At 62.7% G+C, this 14192-nt stretch carries 17 protein-coding genes; 2 read left to right on the forward strand and 15 right to left on the reverse strand.

Going from position 1 to position 14192, the window contains the following annotated elements; genetic code table 11:
• Nucleotides 1-273 precede the first annotated feature (273 nt).
• The 10 genes from BLU85_RS04035 to ccmA form a co-directional block, all read right to left on the reverse strand.
• Nucleotides 274-681, reverse strand: a complete 408-nt coding sequence (locus BLU85_RS04035; protein ID WP_092197745.1) for a hypothetical protein — start codon at nucleotides 679-681, stop codon at nucleotides 274-276.
• A gap of 14 nt (nucleotides 682-695) precedes the next feature.
• Complete coding sequence (ccmI, locus tag BLU85_RS04040) at nucleotides 696-1898, reverse strand: c-type cytochrome biogenesis protein CcmI (RefSeq protein ID WP_092197747.1); 1203 nt, start codon at nucleotides 1896-1898, stop codon at nucleotides 696-698.
• Nucleotides 1891-2364 (reverse strand): cytochrome c-type biogenesis protein, encoded by a 474-nt coding sequence (locus tag BLU85_RS04045; protein WP_092197749.1) that lies wholly within the window; start codon nucleotides 2362-2364, stop codon nucleotides 1891-1893. The genes ccmI and BLU85_RS04045 overlap by 8 nt, the downstream gene beginning before the upstream one ends.
• Complete coding sequence (locus tag BLU85_RS04050; RefSeq protein ID WP_072408483.1) at nucleotides 2361-2897, reverse strand: DsbE family thiol:disulfide interchange protein; 537 nt, start codon at nucleotides 2895-2897, stop codon at nucleotides 2361-2363. The genes BLU85_RS04045 and BLU85_RS04050 overlap by 4 nt, the downstream gene beginning before the upstream one ends.
• Nucleotides 2894-4882, reverse strand: a complete 1989-nt coding sequence (locus tag BLU85_RS04055) for a heme lyase CcmF/NrfE family subunit (RefSeq protein WP_092197751.1) — start codon at nucleotides 4880-4882, stop codon at nucleotides 2894-2896. Before BLU85_RS04055 ends, BLU85_RS04050 begins: the two co-directional genes overlap by 4 nt.
• Before the next feature lie 3 nt (nucleotides 4883-4885).
• Nucleotides 4886-5341: a cytochrome c maturation protein CcmE gene (gene ccmE, locus BLU85_RS04060; RefSeq protein ID WP_092197753.1), complete on the reverse strand. Its 456-nt coding sequence runs from the start codon at nucleotides 5339-5341 to the stop codon at nucleotides 4886-4888.
• Nucleotides 5338-5514, reverse strand: a complete 177-nt coding sequence (ccmD, locus tag BLU85_RS04065) for a heme exporter protein CcmD (RefSeq protein WP_003199159.1) — start codon at nucleotides 5512-5514, stop codon at nucleotides 5338-5340. The genes ccmE and ccmD overlap by 4 nt, the downstream gene beginning before the upstream one ends.
• Nucleotides 5511-6266, reverse strand: coding sequence for a heme ABC transporter permease (locus BLU85_RS04070; protein ID WP_092167464.1), 756 nt, complete (start codon nucleotides 6264-6266; stop codon nucleotides 5511-5513). The genes ccmD and BLU85_RS04070 overlap by 4 nt, the downstream gene beginning before the upstream one ends.
• Nucleotides 6267-6360: 94 nt before the next feature.
• Nucleotides 6361-7029, reverse strand: coding sequence for a heme exporter protein CcmB (gene ccmB / locus BLU85_RS04075; protein ID WP_003183957.1), 669 nt, complete (start codon nucleotides 7027-7029; stop codon nucleotides 6361-6363).
• Nucleotides 7026-7661, reverse strand: a complete 636-nt coding sequence (ccmA, locus tag BLU85_RS04080; RefSeq protein WP_060738625.1) for a cytochrome c biogenesis heme-transporting ATPase CcmA — start codon at nucleotides 7659-7661, stop codon at nucleotides 7026-7028. The genes ccmB and ccmA overlap by 4 nt, the downstream gene beginning before the upstream one ends.
• 200 nt (nucleotides 7662-7861) lie before the next feature.
• Between ccmA and BLU85_RS04085 the strand changes: the two genes are divergently transcribed.
• A complete protein-coding gene (locus BLU85_RS04085; RefSeq protein ID WP_092197755.1) occupies nucleotides 7862-9433 on the forward strand; it encodes a flagellar hook-length control protein FliK in 1572 nt (523 codons plus the stop codon).
• On the forward strand, nucleotides 9430-9759 hold the full coding sequence (locus tag BLU85_RS04090) for an EscU/YscU/HrcU family type III secretion system export apparatus switch protein (protein WP_060738627.1): 330 nt from the start codon (nucleotides 9430-9432) through the stop codon (nucleotides 9757-9759). The genes BLU85_RS04085 and BLU85_RS04090 overlap by 4 nt, the downstream gene beginning before the upstream one ends.
• Before the next feature lie 779 nt (nucleotides 9760-10538).
• Here the strand turns inward: BLU85_RS04090 and BLU85_RS04095 are convergent.
• The 5 genes from BLU85_RS04095 to motD form a co-directional block, all read right to left on the reverse strand.
• On the reverse strand, nucleotides 10539-10934 hold the full coding sequence (locus BLU85_RS04095; RefSeq protein ID WP_060738629.1) for a DUF2802 domain-containing protein: 396 nt from the start codon (nucleotides 10932-10934) through the stop codon (nucleotides 10539-10541).
• Entirely contained in the window at nucleotides 10935-11420 is a 486-nt protein-coding gene (locus tag BLU85_RS04100; RefSeq protein ID WP_003199144.1) for a chemotaxis protein CheW, read from the reverse strand. It lies immediately after the preceding gene.
• A gap of 72 nt (nucleotides 11421-11492) precedes the next feature.
• Nucleotides 11493-12368 (reverse strand): CheW domain-containing protein, encoded by an 876-nt coding sequence (locus tag BLU85_RS04105; protein ID WP_092204557.1) that lies wholly within the window; start codon nucleotides 12366-12368, stop codon nucleotides 11493-11495.
• Nucleotides 12369-12464: 96 nt separating this feature from the next.
• The gene (locus BLU85_RS04110; RefSeq protein WP_060738631.1) at nucleotides 12465-13256 is read right to left on the reverse strand and encodes a ParA family protein; all 792 of its coding nucleotides are present in this window, start codon (nucleotides 13254-13256) and stop codon (nucleotides 12465-12467) included.
• A gap of 49 nt (nucleotides 13257-13305) precedes the next feature.
• Entirely contained in the window at nucleotides 13306-14190 is an 885-nt protein-coding gene (motD, locus tag BLU85_RS04115; RefSeq protein WP_060738632.1) for a flagellar motor protein MotD, read from the reverse strand.
• Nucleotides 14191-14192 lie beyond the last annotated feature (2 nt).

Consider the following 14192-nt stretch of genomic DNA (forward strand, 5'->3'; position numbering starts at 1 on the left):
TTGCACGAACGGCTAGGGCATTGCCATTAAATAACCGGCGGCGATATGAGCGCGGGGGATTGTCCGCAAGATTTAGTGAAAATTTCGTTCAAAGAATATCCAGAAACACAAAAATCCCGGCCTGGTCCGGGAAGCTGTGGCGAGGGGATTTATCCCCGTTGGGTCGCGAAGCGACCCCATCACTGTGGATTCAATCTGACTGACATACCGAGTCATCAGGTTTCAGGGCTGCTTCGCAGCCCAGCGGGGATAAATCCCCTCGCCACAGGGACCTTAATGAAACTGTCGCCCAAGGCCCGCCGGCACGCCTTCGATGGTGGTGTCTTCCCATGGGCCATTCGGGCTGACGGAACGGCTCCAACCGTTGTTCCAGCGGTAATAGGTACGCTGGCGATAGAACGTATTGGTCTGGTTGTCCAGCACATAGACCCCCAGCTTGGCATCCCAATGGCTGTTGCCACCCGGTGGCGGGGCGAAGCTGGCGGAAGTGCGCGGCAACGGCTTGGTCGGTTTGTTCGGGATGGCCGGCTTGCCTGGAGGCGTGGACGGGGCCGGCTTGGTGGTCGGGGTCGACGGTGGAATCGGTGGCAGCGGCGCCGAGGGCTCCGACGGACGCTGGACCGCACAAGCGCTCAAGCCCATGACGAGCGTGAGCAGGGTGATACGAGCGATGGCGGTCATGGTGCGAATTCCTGTTATTTGTCCGGGCTGTCGATGGTCAATTGCTGCTGCGCGGTGGTGCTGCTCGCCAGGGGCTGGCTGCGGCCGATCCACTCACCCGCGGTCGGCTGACCGGCCCGGGAGATGCGCGCCATCAGTTGGACTTCGGGGAAGTTCGACAGTTTCAACTGCGGCATCATGGCGTCCGCGTCGCCCAGTTCCACCGTGACCGGCAGATCGGCCACCGTCAGGCGTTTGGCGGCCAGCGGCGCCGGTGGGCCGGAGACGGCACGGGCGAAGATGAACACGCTGTCGCCCGGCTGTACCTTGGCCTTGAGTGCCGGTGCCAGATCGACGCGGACCTTGAGCAATGCCCCGGTCTTGGCCACCGGGGCCTTGGCGACTTTGCCACCGCTGGCTTGCAGCTTCTCGGTGGCACGGGCAATGCCACCCTGCAGCGCCTCGCGGGATTTGTCGCCTTCCGGCAGTTGCGCGAGCAGACGCCCCCAGTAGTCGATCGCATCCTGATAACGCTCGCCTTCAAACGCGGCGATGCCCAACAGGCCGAGGCTGGTGACTTCCTTCGGATCGAGCTTGAGCGCTTCGTCGGTCAAGGCCTGGACTTTATCCGACCATTTCTTGCCATCGGCGAAATACTGCGCCTGGGCCCACTGGCCCAACAGTTCCGGTTGACGACCGGCGACGGTCACGGTGCGTTCGAAGATCTTCGCCGCGTCCGCCGGACGATCCTGAGCCATGTAGGTGCGCCCGAGAAAATACAGGCCCTCGGCATTATCCGGCTGCGCCGCCACCGCGCGCTCCAGGCGCAGGGTCATCTCTTCCATCGACTGCGGCGCCTGGGCGAATTCACGGGTCAGCTCGACCTTGTCACTGGCACCGAAATGCAGGTACAGCGCCAGGCCCAACACCGGCACCAGCACGGCGGCGAGCAACGGCAATGGCTTGCCCAGCCGGGATTCGCGCGGTGCGTCGGCGCCCTCGGTATCGGCGAGCAGTTCACGGGCGGCTTCGGCGCGACCGGTATCCAGTTGCGCGGCGTTGAGCACGCCCTCCTCCCGTTCAGCCTGCAATTCGGCCACGCGTTCCTGATACAGCGCCACATTGAGCGCGGTGCGGTCCTCCTCCAGTTGGGCGCGACGACCACGCAGCACAGGGATCAACAGAAAACTCAGGGCAACCAGAAGAAGCAGACCTGCGGCGAGCCAGAAATCAATCATGCTTGGTTTTATCCAACAGTTGGTCGAGGCGCTGGCGCTCTTCGACGGAAAGCGTGTCCGGGGCGGCTGTACGCTGGACCCGGCGGCGGCGCACGATCACCGCGATGACGACGAAACCGCCGAGCAACAGCCCGGCGGGGCCGAACCAGAGCAGCGCGGTCTTGGAGGACAGGGCGGGGTTGTAGCGCACGAACTCACCGTAGCGATCGACCATGAAGTCGATGATCTGCTGGTTGTCCTTGCCCTCGCCGAGCATGCGAAAGATTTCCTTGCGCAGGTCGGCGGCAATCGGGGCATTGGAGTCGGCGATGTCCTGGTTCTGGCACTTGGGGCAGCGCAGTTCCTTAGTCAGTTCGCGAAACCGCTCGCGCTCGCCGTCGTTGGCGAATTCGTAGGTGTCGATGGCGGCCCGGGCCACTCCGACCAGGCTCAAGCCGAGGATGGCGGCGGCTAACCAACGCTTCATGGCTTGGCCTCGTCCACCAGGGCTTGGTACTTGGCGGCCAGTTTCTCGCGCCAGACCTGTTCGTCGATCACGCCGACGAACTTGTCGCGGATCACACCCTTGGCATCGATGAAGAAGGTTTCCGGTGCGCCATAGACACCCAGGTTCAGGCCCAGGGAGCCGTCTTCATCACGAATGTCCAATTGATACGGGTTGTGGAATTCGGCCAGCCACTTCAAGGCGTCGGCATTGACGTCCTTGTAATTGACGCCGTAGATCACCACGCCGTTCTGGGCCAGCTTGTTCAGCACCGGGTGTTCGACCCGGCAGGAAATGCACCAGGTGCCCCACACGTTGACCAGCGCCGGCTTGCCCAGCAGGTCGGCGCGGGTCAGGGTCTTGTCACCTTGCACCGAGGGCAGGGAAAACTCCGGGAACGGCTTACCGATCATTGCCGAGGGCAATTCACTCGGGTTCAGGTACAACCCCCTGTACAAAAACACCGCCATCAACAGGAACAGCGCCAGCGGCAACACCATCAACCAACGTTTCATGCAGTGGCTCCCGTCGCGCCCAGGGCTTCACGCACCCGGGCTTTCACCTTGACCCGATAGCGCCGATCCAGCGCCGCCAGCACCCCACCCAGGCCGGTGAGCAAGCCACCGAACCAGATCCAGCGCACGAACGGCTTGACATGGACCCGCACCGCCCATGCGCCGTCGCCCAGGGATTCGCCCAAGGCCACATAGAGGTCGCGGGTGAAACCGGCATCGATCCCAGCCTCGGTCATGACCGAGTTCTGCACGGTGTAGAGGCGTTTTTCCGGATGCAACACAGTGACTTCCTGACCGTCGCGAATGACCCGCACGGTGCCTTTGTCGGACGTGAAGTTAGGCCCCTCGAAATGCTTGGCGCCCTCGAACACGAACTGGTAACCGCCCAGGTCCATGGACTCGCCCGGCGCCAGGCGCAGGTCGCGCTCGGCACTGTTCTGGCTGGAGAGCACCACGCCCAGGGCGCAGACGGCGATGCCCAGGTGGGCGATCTGCATGCCCCAGTAACTGCGGGTCAGGGTCGGCAGGCCTTTGATCAGGCCTTTGTGGCGGGTCTTGTCGAAGATATCCCGGACGCCGGCCAGCAACACCCAGGCCGCCAGCACGAACGTCGCCAGCACCGCCCAGTTGAAGTCGCCATAGGCCACGCCGGCCACCACGGCCAGGGCGGCCGTGCCCAGCAGCACTGGGGTCAACATGCCCAGCAGCCACTTGACCGGCGTGTCCTTCCAGCGCACCAGCACACCGATGGCCATCACCACCATCAGGATCGCCATCAGCGGAATGAACAACGCGTTGAAGTACGGCGGGCCGACCGACAGCTTGGCGCCGGACAGCGCATCGAGCACCAGCGGGTACAACGTCCCCAGCAGGATCATCGACGCGGCCACCACCAGCACCAGGTTGTTGCCCAGCAACAGGGTTTCCCGTGACCAGAGGTTGAAGCCGACCTGGCTCTTGACCACCGGCGCACGCAGGGCGAACAACGTCAGCGAACCGCCGACGACGAACAGCAGGAACATCAGGATGAACACGCCACGCTCAGGGTCCGAGGCGAAGGCATGCACCGACGTCAGCACGCCGGAACGCACCAGGAACGTTCCCAGCAGGCTCAGGGAGAACGCCGCGATGGCCAGCAGCACGGTCCAGCTCTTGAACACACCGCGCTTTTCCGTGACAGCCAGGGAGTGAATCAGCGCCGTGCCCACCAACCAGGGCATGAACGAGGCGTTTTCCACCGGGTCCCAGAACCACCAGCCGCCCCAACCGAGTTCGTAGTAGGCCCACCACGAACCGAGGGTGATGCCGATACCGAGGAAGGCCCAGGCGACGATGGTCCACGGGCGCGACCAGCGTGCCCACGCGGCATCGAGGCGACCCCCGAGCAACGCGGCGATGGCGAAGGAGAAGGCCACGGAAAAACCGACGTAGCCCATGTAGAGCATCGGTGGGTGAACGATCAGGCCGATGTCCTGCAACAATGGGTTGAGGTCGCGGCCATCCATCGGCATCTGCGGCAGGATGCGCTTGAACGGGTTGGATGTGACGATCAGGAACAACAGGAAGCCGGTACTGATCATGCCCATCACCGCCAGCACCCGGGCCAGCATCACCTGGGGCAACTGCCGGGAAAACACCGAGACCGCGAAAGTCCAGCCGGCGAGGATCAACGCCCAAAGCAATAGCGAACCTTCGTGGGCGCCCCACACGGCGCTGAACTTGTAGTACCAGGGCAAGGCGCTGTTGGAGTTGCTGGCGACGTACTCCACGGAAAAGTCGTCGGCCATGAACGCATAGGTCAGGCAACCGAAGGCGAACAGCATGAAGGCGAACTGCCCCCACGCCGCCGGCTGGGCCAGGCTCATCCACAAGCGGTCGCCGCGCCAGGCGCCGAGCAAGGGCACCACGGCCTGTACCAGGGAGAAACACAGGGCCAGGATCATCGCCAGGTGGCCCAACTCGGGAATAAAGATGCCAGCAGTCATCGATCAGCCCTCCTTCACGGGAGCGGGCGCCGACTGGCCGCTGTCTTTCAAGGCCTTGGTCACTTCCGGCGGCATGTATTTTTCATCGTGCTTGGCCAACACTTCGTCGGCCACCACCACGCCATCGGCGTTGAGCTTGCCCAGGGCGACGATGCCCTGCCCTTCGCGGAACAGGTCCGGGAGGATGCCGCGATAGGTGATGGTCACGGTCTTGTTGAAGTCGGTGACATTGAATGTCACGTCCAGTGAATCCCCGGAGCGCACCAGCGAGCCTTTTTCCACCATGCCGCCAGCACGGATGCGGGTGTCCTTGGGCGCTTCGCCACTGGCGATCTGGGTCGGGGTGTAGAACAGGTTGATGTTCTGCTGCAAGGCGCTCAGGGCCAGGCCGACCGCGGCACCGACACCCACCAGGATCGCCAGAATGATGACAAGACGTTTTTTGCGCAGCGGATTCACTGACCGTTCTCCCGGCGCAGACGACGCGCCTCTTGTTGCAGATACCGCTTGCGGGCCAGGATCGGCACCGCCACGTTGAGGGCCAGCACCACCAGGCAAATGCCATAGGCCGACCAGACATACAGGCCATGATGACCCATGGCGAGGAAATCGCCGAATGAAGCGAAACTCATCGAGCGGCCTCCAGGCTGTTCTGTACTTCGGCCTTCACCCAACTGGCCCGGGATTCGCGCTTGAGCACTTCCAGGCGCATGCGCAGCAACAGCACCGCGCCGAAGAAACAGTAGAAGCCCAGCACCGTCAGCAACAGCGGCAGCCACATTTCCACGGGCATCGCCGGCTTTTCGGTGAGGGTGAACGTCGCGCCCTGGTGCAGGGTGTTCCACCACTCCACCGAGTACTTGATGATCGGGATGTTGATCACGCCGACAATCGCCAGCACCGCGCAAGCCTTGGCGGCACTGTCACGATTGCTGATGGCGTTGCCCAGCGCAATAAGACCGAAGTACAGGAACAGCAGGATCAGCATGGACGTCAGTCGGGCATCCCAGACCCACCAGGAACCCCAGGTCGGCTTGCCCCAGATGGCCCCGGTGACCAGCGCCACCGCGGTCATCCAGGCGCCGATGGGCGCGGCGCATTGCAGGGCCACGTCGGCCAGCTTCATCTTCCACACCAGCCCGACCACACCACACACGGCCAGCATCACGTAGATGGACTGGGCCAGCATCGCGGTGGGAACGTGGATGTAGATGATGCGGAAGCTGTTGCCCTGCTGGTAATCCGGCGGGGCGAAGGCCAGGCCCCAGACGACGCCGGAGCCGATCAGCAGCAGAGCGAAGAGGCTCAACCAGGGCAGCATCTTGCCGCTGATACCGTAGAACCACTTGGGTGAGCCGAGCTTATGAAACCAGGTCCAGTTCATTGCTGTTTCCATCACGGTTGCGGCTCGTCATCACGAGCTGCCAGGTCTGCCTTAACTTCCGCAGAAGTGGTCAATGCTTGACCAGGCCTCATTATTATTCGCCGACGCTGATCTTCAGGCCAGCGGCTATTGCAAAGGGTGTAAGGGTTATCGCCAGGGCGGTCAGGCTCCCAAGCCACAGCAGATAACCGGTCGCGGGCATGCCCTGCAACGCTGCTTGCAAAGCACCACTGCCCAGGATCAGCACCGGGATATACAAGGGCAGGATCAGCAGCGCCAGCAACAGGCCACCGCGCTTCAACCCCACCGTCAACGCCGCGCCTACCGCACCGAGCAGGCTCAATACCGGCGTGCCCAGCAGGAGCGACACCAGCAGCACCGGCATGCACGCGGCGGGCAAACCCAGCATCATCGCCAACAGCGGCGAAAGCAGCACCAGCGCCAGCCCGGAAAAAACCCAGTGTGCCAGTACCTTGGCCAAAACCAGAAGGGCCAGGGGGTGCGACGAAAGGACCCACTGTTCCAGGGAACCGTCTTCGAAATCACTGCGGAAAAGCCCGTCCAGCGAGAGCAGGACCGATAAAAGCGCGGCCACCCAGACCAGTCCCGGAGACAAGGTTTGCAACAATTGAGTCTCCGGACCGACCGCCAGTGGGAACAACGCGATGACGATCGCAAAGAACACCAACGGATTGGCCAATTCGGCCGGACGACGAAAAAGCAGGCGCGCCTCGCGGGCCAGTAACAGGCCAAACACACTCATACGGCCCAGTTCCCAAGATCGATGTTGCGATAGCCGGACGGCATCCGCGCCAGCGTGTGGTGGGTGGTCAACAGCACCATGCCGCCGTTTTCGCAATGCCGTGCCAGGTGTTCCTCGAGCTGCGCGACGCCCTGCTTGTCCAGGGCAGTGAACGGCTCGTCGAGGATCCACAGCGGTGGACCGTCCAGGTACAACCGGGCCAGGGCCACCCGGCGCTGCTGACCGGCGGACAAGGTGTGGCTCGGTACATCCTCGAAGCCGCGCAGCCCGACCGCCGCCAACGCCTGCCAGATCGCCTCGCGGCCGGCCGGCGTGTGCAGAGCGCAGAGCCAGCTGAGGTTTTCTTCGGGGGTCAGCAAGTCCTTGATGCCGGCGGCATGGCCGATCCAGAGCAGGTTACGGGCCAGCTCGCTGCGCTGGCTGTGCAAAGGCTGGCCATTGAGCAACACTTGGCCCGCGGTGGGCTGCATCAATCCGGCGAGCAGGCGCAACAGGCTGGTCTTGCCACTACCGTTGGGGCCACTGATCTGCACCATATCGCCCGGCGAGAGTCTCAATTCGAGATTTTCGAAAAGCAGCCGCAAGTCTCGCTCACAGGCGAGGCCAACGGTTTGCAGGAGAGGACTGGTCAAGGGATCGCGGGCCTTATACGGTTCAAGTCGGCGGTGCAGCGGCCGTTAAAGAGGTGCAGCATAGATGCTTTGACGGCCTGTTCCACAGAGCTGCGTCAAACAATTGCAAAGGTTTTCGCCACTCCCTGAAAGACGGGCGGCATTATACATGTGATGCCCTACTCTCAAGAGGGCTTATTTTCCCCAGGGTAAGACCGCAGATGACAGGCGACATCAACATCCTGCCGCTGCCCCAGGCCACGGCAACGACGCGTATGCCAGCGGTGACGGGCGAGTTGCTCAAATTGCTGGCACCGGCCGAAGGGCTGATCGGCCCCGGCCAGACCGCCCAGGCCGAAGTGCTGTCGCTCAAGCAGGCCGACCAGACTTTCCAGCTGTTGCTCAAGGTCACCCTGGAGAGCGGCCGCCAGACTACCGTGCAAGCCACCAGCACCCAGCCATTACCCCAGGGCACCAGCCTGGCCGTGACCCAACCGTCCCCCAGCAACCTGACGATTGCCGTGCAGCAGGCCGTTGCCTCCAGCGTCGCCACCTTGACGCGCATCGACACGGCGCAGATGCCGGTCGGCACGCTGCTGCAAGGCAAGGTGCTGACCAGCCAGGCATTGCCGTCATTGCCTGGGCAGCCAGCGGTCTACCGGTCATTGGTGAGCCTGCTCAACACCGCCCAGGCCGGCAGTACCCTGGACATCGACAGCCCCCGACCGCTGCGCATCGGCACGCTCTTGAGCGCCCAGGTGCAAGATGCCCAGACGCTCAAATTCGTTCCCCTGAGCAACCGCCAGGAGCAACTGGCGGTGAGCCAGCAACTGCTCACCCAAGTGAGCCGCCAGGGCTCGCTGGACAGCCTGATCACTGCCCTGCAAAACCTGCCGGTCACCGACGACACCGGCTCCGAGCTGCGCGCCGCGGCGACTCGCTTGTTGGCCGGGCTGCCGGATGTCCAGCAACTGAGCACGCCCAGGGGCTTGGCCCAGGCCATGGTCGCCAGCGGGGTGTTCCTGGAAAGCAAACTGCTCGCCGGCCAGCCACCGAGCCTGGCGCCGGACATGAAAGGCGACCTGCTGAAACTGATCGCCCAACTGACACCGGCCCTGCCTGCCTCCACCAACCTCAGCGCCATCATTGCCGCCAATACGCTGGCACAGGTCCTGCCGAGTTTCGTGCGCAGCGCCCTGGGGATGCTCGGCCAGGTCAGCGCCAAGCCGCAACCCACCAGTTTTCCGCTGCCCTCGCGCCAGTTGAAAGACCAGGACGAAGGCGGCGATCTGGAGCATCTGCTGCGTCTGGCCGCCGCTGCCGTGTCGCGCCTGCAAAGCCATCAGTTGTCGAGCCTGGAACAAACCGGCCTGACCGACGACGGTCGCTTGATGAGCACCTGGCAGTTGGAGATCCCGATGCGCAACCTGCAGGACATCGTGCCGTTGCAGGTCAAGTTCCAGCGCGAGGAAACCCCGCCCCGGGAACAGCCAGAGGAACGCCGGGAAGAACGCGAGCCGAAACAGCAGCTCTGGCGGGTCGAACTGGCATTCGACATGGAGCCGCTCGGTCCGTTGCAGATTCAAGCCCAGTTGCTCAGCGGCAGCCTGTCCAGCCAATTGTGGGCCGAACGGCCGTACACCGCGAGCCTGATCGAAAGCAACCTGACAGCCCTGCGTGAACGCCTGGTGACCTGTGGCCTGAACGTCGGCGACCTGGACTGTCACCTTGGCACTCCGCCCCAAGGCCCCAAGACTCGCCTGGAACAACGCTGGGTGGACGAAACCGCATGACAACCCACACCGAACCCCGCCAGGCCATCGCCCTCAAATACGACGGCCACCATGCCCCGACCCTCACCGCCAAGGGCGACGAAGCACTGGCCGAGGAAATCCTGCGCATCGCCCGGGACAGTGAAGTACCGATCTATGAAAATGCCGAGCTGGTGAAGCTGCTGGCACGGATGGAGTTGGGGGACAGCATCCCGGAAGAGCTGTACCGCACGATTGCCGAGATCATCGCGTTCGCCTGGAACCTCAAGGGCAAGTTCCCCCAAGGCCATGACCCGAATGCGCCGAGTGTCGAAAAGGACGTGACCGACCGCGGCGACGATTACTGATCACAGCCACAAGAACGCCAGAAAAACCTGTGGGAGCCGAGCTTGCTCGCGATGACGGGCGCACATCCGACATCGCTGTCGACGGCCACACCGCTATCGCGAGCAAGCTCGCTCCCACATGGGGTCTGCGACAGAGTGCGGGCAAAATGCTGGGGCCTGCTTCGCAGGCCAGCGGGAGCAAGCGCCCTCGCCACGGGCGTTATGGGCTGGTTGGAATGATCAGTGTGAACGCCAGAAAAACCTGTGGGAGCGAGCTTGCTCGCGATGACGGGCGCACATCCGACATCGCTGTCGACGGTCACACCGCTATCGCGAGCAAGCTCGCTCCCACATGGGGTCTGCGACAGAGTGCGGGCAAAATGCTGGGGCCTGCTTCGCAGGCCAACGGGAGCAAGCGCCCTCGCCACAGGGGTTATGGACTGGCTGGAATGATCAGTGTGAACGCCAGAAAAACCTGTGGGAGCCGAGCTTGCTCGCGATGACGGCGCACATCCAACATCGCTGTCGACGGCCGCACCGCTATCGCGAGCAGGCTCGCTCCCACATGGGGTCTGCGACAGAGTGCGGGCAAAATGCTGGGGCCTGCTTCGCAGGCCAGCGGGAGCAAGCGCCCTCGCCACGGGCGTTATGGGCTGGTTGGAATGATCAGTGTGAACGCCAGAAAAACCTGTGGGAGCGAGCTTGCTCGCGATGACGGGCGCACATCCAACATCGCTGTCGACGGTCACACCGCTATCGCGAGCAGGCTCGCTCCCACATGAATGCTGCGAAGAAAGCGATCAGCCGCCTCGGTGCAGCTTGCTCATCAACTCCGCCTCGGCTTGGGTCAGGCCGCAGGCTTGGGTCAGTTCGTCGACGCTGGCGCCCATGCCCACCAGGCGGGCGGCCTGGGCGAAGGACAGGCTGGAGGGGTCACGTTGTTCCAACTGGGCGAGTTTGTCCGGCAACGGCGCAACCACGGCACGCAGCTCATGGAGCGCTTCGCCCATGCGCACAGTGCCGTTCTGGTAATCGTCGACGCGCTTGGCCAGGTCCTTGATGCGCTGGTCGCGCAGCGCATCGCCCTGGGCCTGCTGAGCGGCAATCTGCCGCTGGCCACGTATGTATGCCAAGAACATCGCCAGCGTACCTGCCCAGAAAAGGAACAGGACAATGACTGCTACCTCAAGAATCAATCAGATACTCTCCAGTTCCGACCACTCTTCTTCGCTCATCATCTTGTCCAGTTCAACCAGAATCAGCAACTCGTTATTCTTGTTGCACACGCCTTGAATGAACTTGGCGGACTCTTCGTTACCCACGTTAGGCGCCGTCTCGATTTCCGACTGGCGCAAGTAAACCACTTCGGCGACGCTGTCGACCATGATGCCAACCACTTGCTTGTCGGCTTCGATGATGACGATCCGGGTGTTGTCGCTGATCTCGGCGTTCATCAGGCCGAAGCGCTGACGGGTATCGATCACAGTGACCACGTTGCCACGCAGGTTGATGATGCCCAGCACATAGCTGGGTGCACCCGGTACCGGGGCGATCTCGGTATAGCGCAGCACTTCCTGAACGCGCATCACGTTGATGCCGTAGGTTTCGTTATCGAGCTTGAAGGTCACCCATTGCAGAATCGGATCTTCAGAACCCTTTTGAGACGACGCCTTATCATTCATACCTTGACCCCTCGAAAAACCGCCTGTGGCGGCGTGTATTCTGTCCGGCGACGCTGTGCGCCACCGGTTGTCTTATTTCGGTTTCTGGACCGGCTTCTTGCTGCCGCCCAGGTGTTTTGCCCCGCCGCTGGCGATCAACTCCGCCAGTTCGGCAACGTCCAGCAAGGCGCACATGTGCTCGATCACCGTACCGGCCAGCCATGGCCGTTGCCCTCGATGGCTGCGCCACTTGATCTCGTTCGGATCCAGGCGCAGCGAACGGCTGACCTGGTGCACCGCCAATCCCCACTCATAACCTTGCACCGAAATCACGTATTGCAGGCCCTGGCGAAAATCATCGCGATAACGGTCCGGCATCACCCAGCGTGCCGTATCCAGTACCTTCAGGTTGCCCGCCTGGCTCGGCAGGATCCCGAGGAACCATTCCGGCTGGCCGAACAACGGCGTCAGTTCCTGCCCGGCCAGGGAGTAAATCGATCCCAGGCAGACCAGCGGCACCGCCAGGGTCAACCCGGCCACATCGAACAACAAACATTCGAACGGCTCGGCGGCCCAGGCCGGACGGTCGTCGCCCGGCACCGGTGGCGGTGGGTTGCTCGGCGGCAAGTGGACTTCCACCACCGGCGTCACCAGCCCCTGCAGCAACGGGGCAACGGTCGAGACCGGCGCCAGGATCGGAGCAGGTGCCTCCATTACCGCCAGTTGTGGCTTGATGAACGGCGCTTCGACCGCTGCGGCCACCACTGATTTCTGTGCGTCACGGGCCTGCTCTTCGAGCACGGCCGCTTTAAATTCATCCAGCACACCCTCGGCTTCGACGTGTTCGGGCAACGCCTCGATCACGCTGGGCGGCGGTGGCAGTTCTTCGGTCGCTTCCTGCAACAGCCCATCCAGATAGGACTGCAGGGCCATTTGCGGACGCGAGGTTGTCTTTACTGGGCGGTTCATGGGAACAGTGCGCCACTTGAAGAGGTTATCGGCATGAATGCGGCAGGACTTGAGCGTTCGCAAGCGAACACACTGGCAGTGGAAAGCCTCGTCACCTTAAGCCACCTGCTGCGGAACAAGCTGTTGGGCCAGCAGATGCTTGAGCAGCGCTCGGTAAGCCAACACGCCACGACTCTTGCCATCGAATTGCGATGGGGTCACACCGGCGCGGCTGGCATCCCGCAGGCGGGTGTCGACGGGGATATAGCCCTGCCAGATGTCATCCGGGTACTTGTCCCGCAACACCCTCAGAGTCCCCAGGGACGCCTGGGTGCGACGGTCGAACAGCGTCGGCACGATGTTGAAGGCCAGCGTCTGTTTGCGCGAGCGGTTGACCATCGCCAGTGTATTGACCATGCGCTCCAGCCCCTTGACGGCCAAATGTTCGGTCTGCACGGGGATCACTAATTGCTGACTGGCGGCCAGGGCATTGACCATCAGCAACCCCAGCAACGGCGGGCTGTCGATGATCGCGTAATCGAAATCCTGCCACAGCTGCGCCAGACTCTTGGCGATCACCAGCCCCAGGCCGCTCTGCCCGGGCGATTGTCGCTCCAGGGTGGCCAGGGCGGTGCTCGACGGCAATAGGGAAATCCGCTCGTCGCTGGTGGACAACAGCAATTGCCCCGGCAAGCCTTCGGGCACGACGCCCTTGTGCAGGAACAGGTCGAAGTTGCTGTGCTCAAGGCTATCGGGATCGTAGCCGAAATAGCTGGTCATCGAGCCATGGGGGTCCAGATCGACGATGACCACGCGCTTGCCCGCCTCGGCCAGCAACCCGGCTAAAGCGATGGAAGATGTGGTCTTGCCCACACCACCTTTTTGATTGGCGACTGCCCAGACTCTCATTCGGATCGTTCCTCCCGGCCGAAACAGGCTCGACCGAGAAATAGCTCGATTATAAAGCGGGTGACGGAGAATTGACGGCACTCTGTCTTCCCGGCGACTTGACCGGAGCCGGTGCAGTTTGTGTGCCAGCCCGCTTCAATGCCGCATCCGGGGTTGCATTGGCCGTACCGGTACCGGTCAGGCTACGACGTACATCGAGGTTACGCGACACCACCAGCACCACCCGCCGGTTGCGCGCACGCCCCTCGGCCGTGGCGTTGTTGGCCACCGGCTGGAACTCACCGTAGCCCACCGAGGCCAGGCGACCGGGGTTAACGCCCTGCATCGCCAGCATGCGCACGATGCTCGCCGAACGGGCCGAGGACAGTTCCCAGTTGGTCGGGTATTGCGCGGTACGGATCGGCTGGTCGTCCGTGAAGCCTTCGACATGGATCGGGTTGTCGAAAGGCTTGAGGATCGCCGCGACCTTATCGATGATGTTGAACGCCATGTCGCTGGGCATGGCGTCGCCGCTGCCGAACAACAGGCTGGAATTGAGTTCGATCTCGACCCACAGCTCATTGCCGCGCACGGTCATCTGGTTGGAGCTGATCAGGTCACCGAACGCCGCACTGATGTCGTCGGCGATGCTTTTCAACGGATCGCTACTGCCGGCGATACCGGCATCGACCTGCTCGCTGTCCTTGACCAAGGGTTTGGCCGGGGTGGTGGTCTTGGGCCGCTCTTCACCGATGGGAATCGGCTTGAGGGCGCGGTCGGAGTCGGTGAAGACCCCGATCAACGCCTCGGAAATGACTTTGTATTTGCCTTCGTTGACCGACGAAATCGAATACATGACCACGAAAAAAGCGAACAGCAACGTGATGAAGTCGGCATAGGAAACCAGCCAGCGTTCATGATTGACGTGTTCTTCACGATGCCTGCGACGTGCCATTT

Origin of the sequence: Pseudomonas sp. NFACC14, assembly GCF_900106885.1 — a bacterium.
Taxonomy (GTDB): domain Bacteria; phylum Pseudomonadota; class Gammaproteobacteria; order Pseudomonadales; family Pseudomonadaceae; genus Aquipseudomonas; species Aquipseudomonas fluorescens_AA.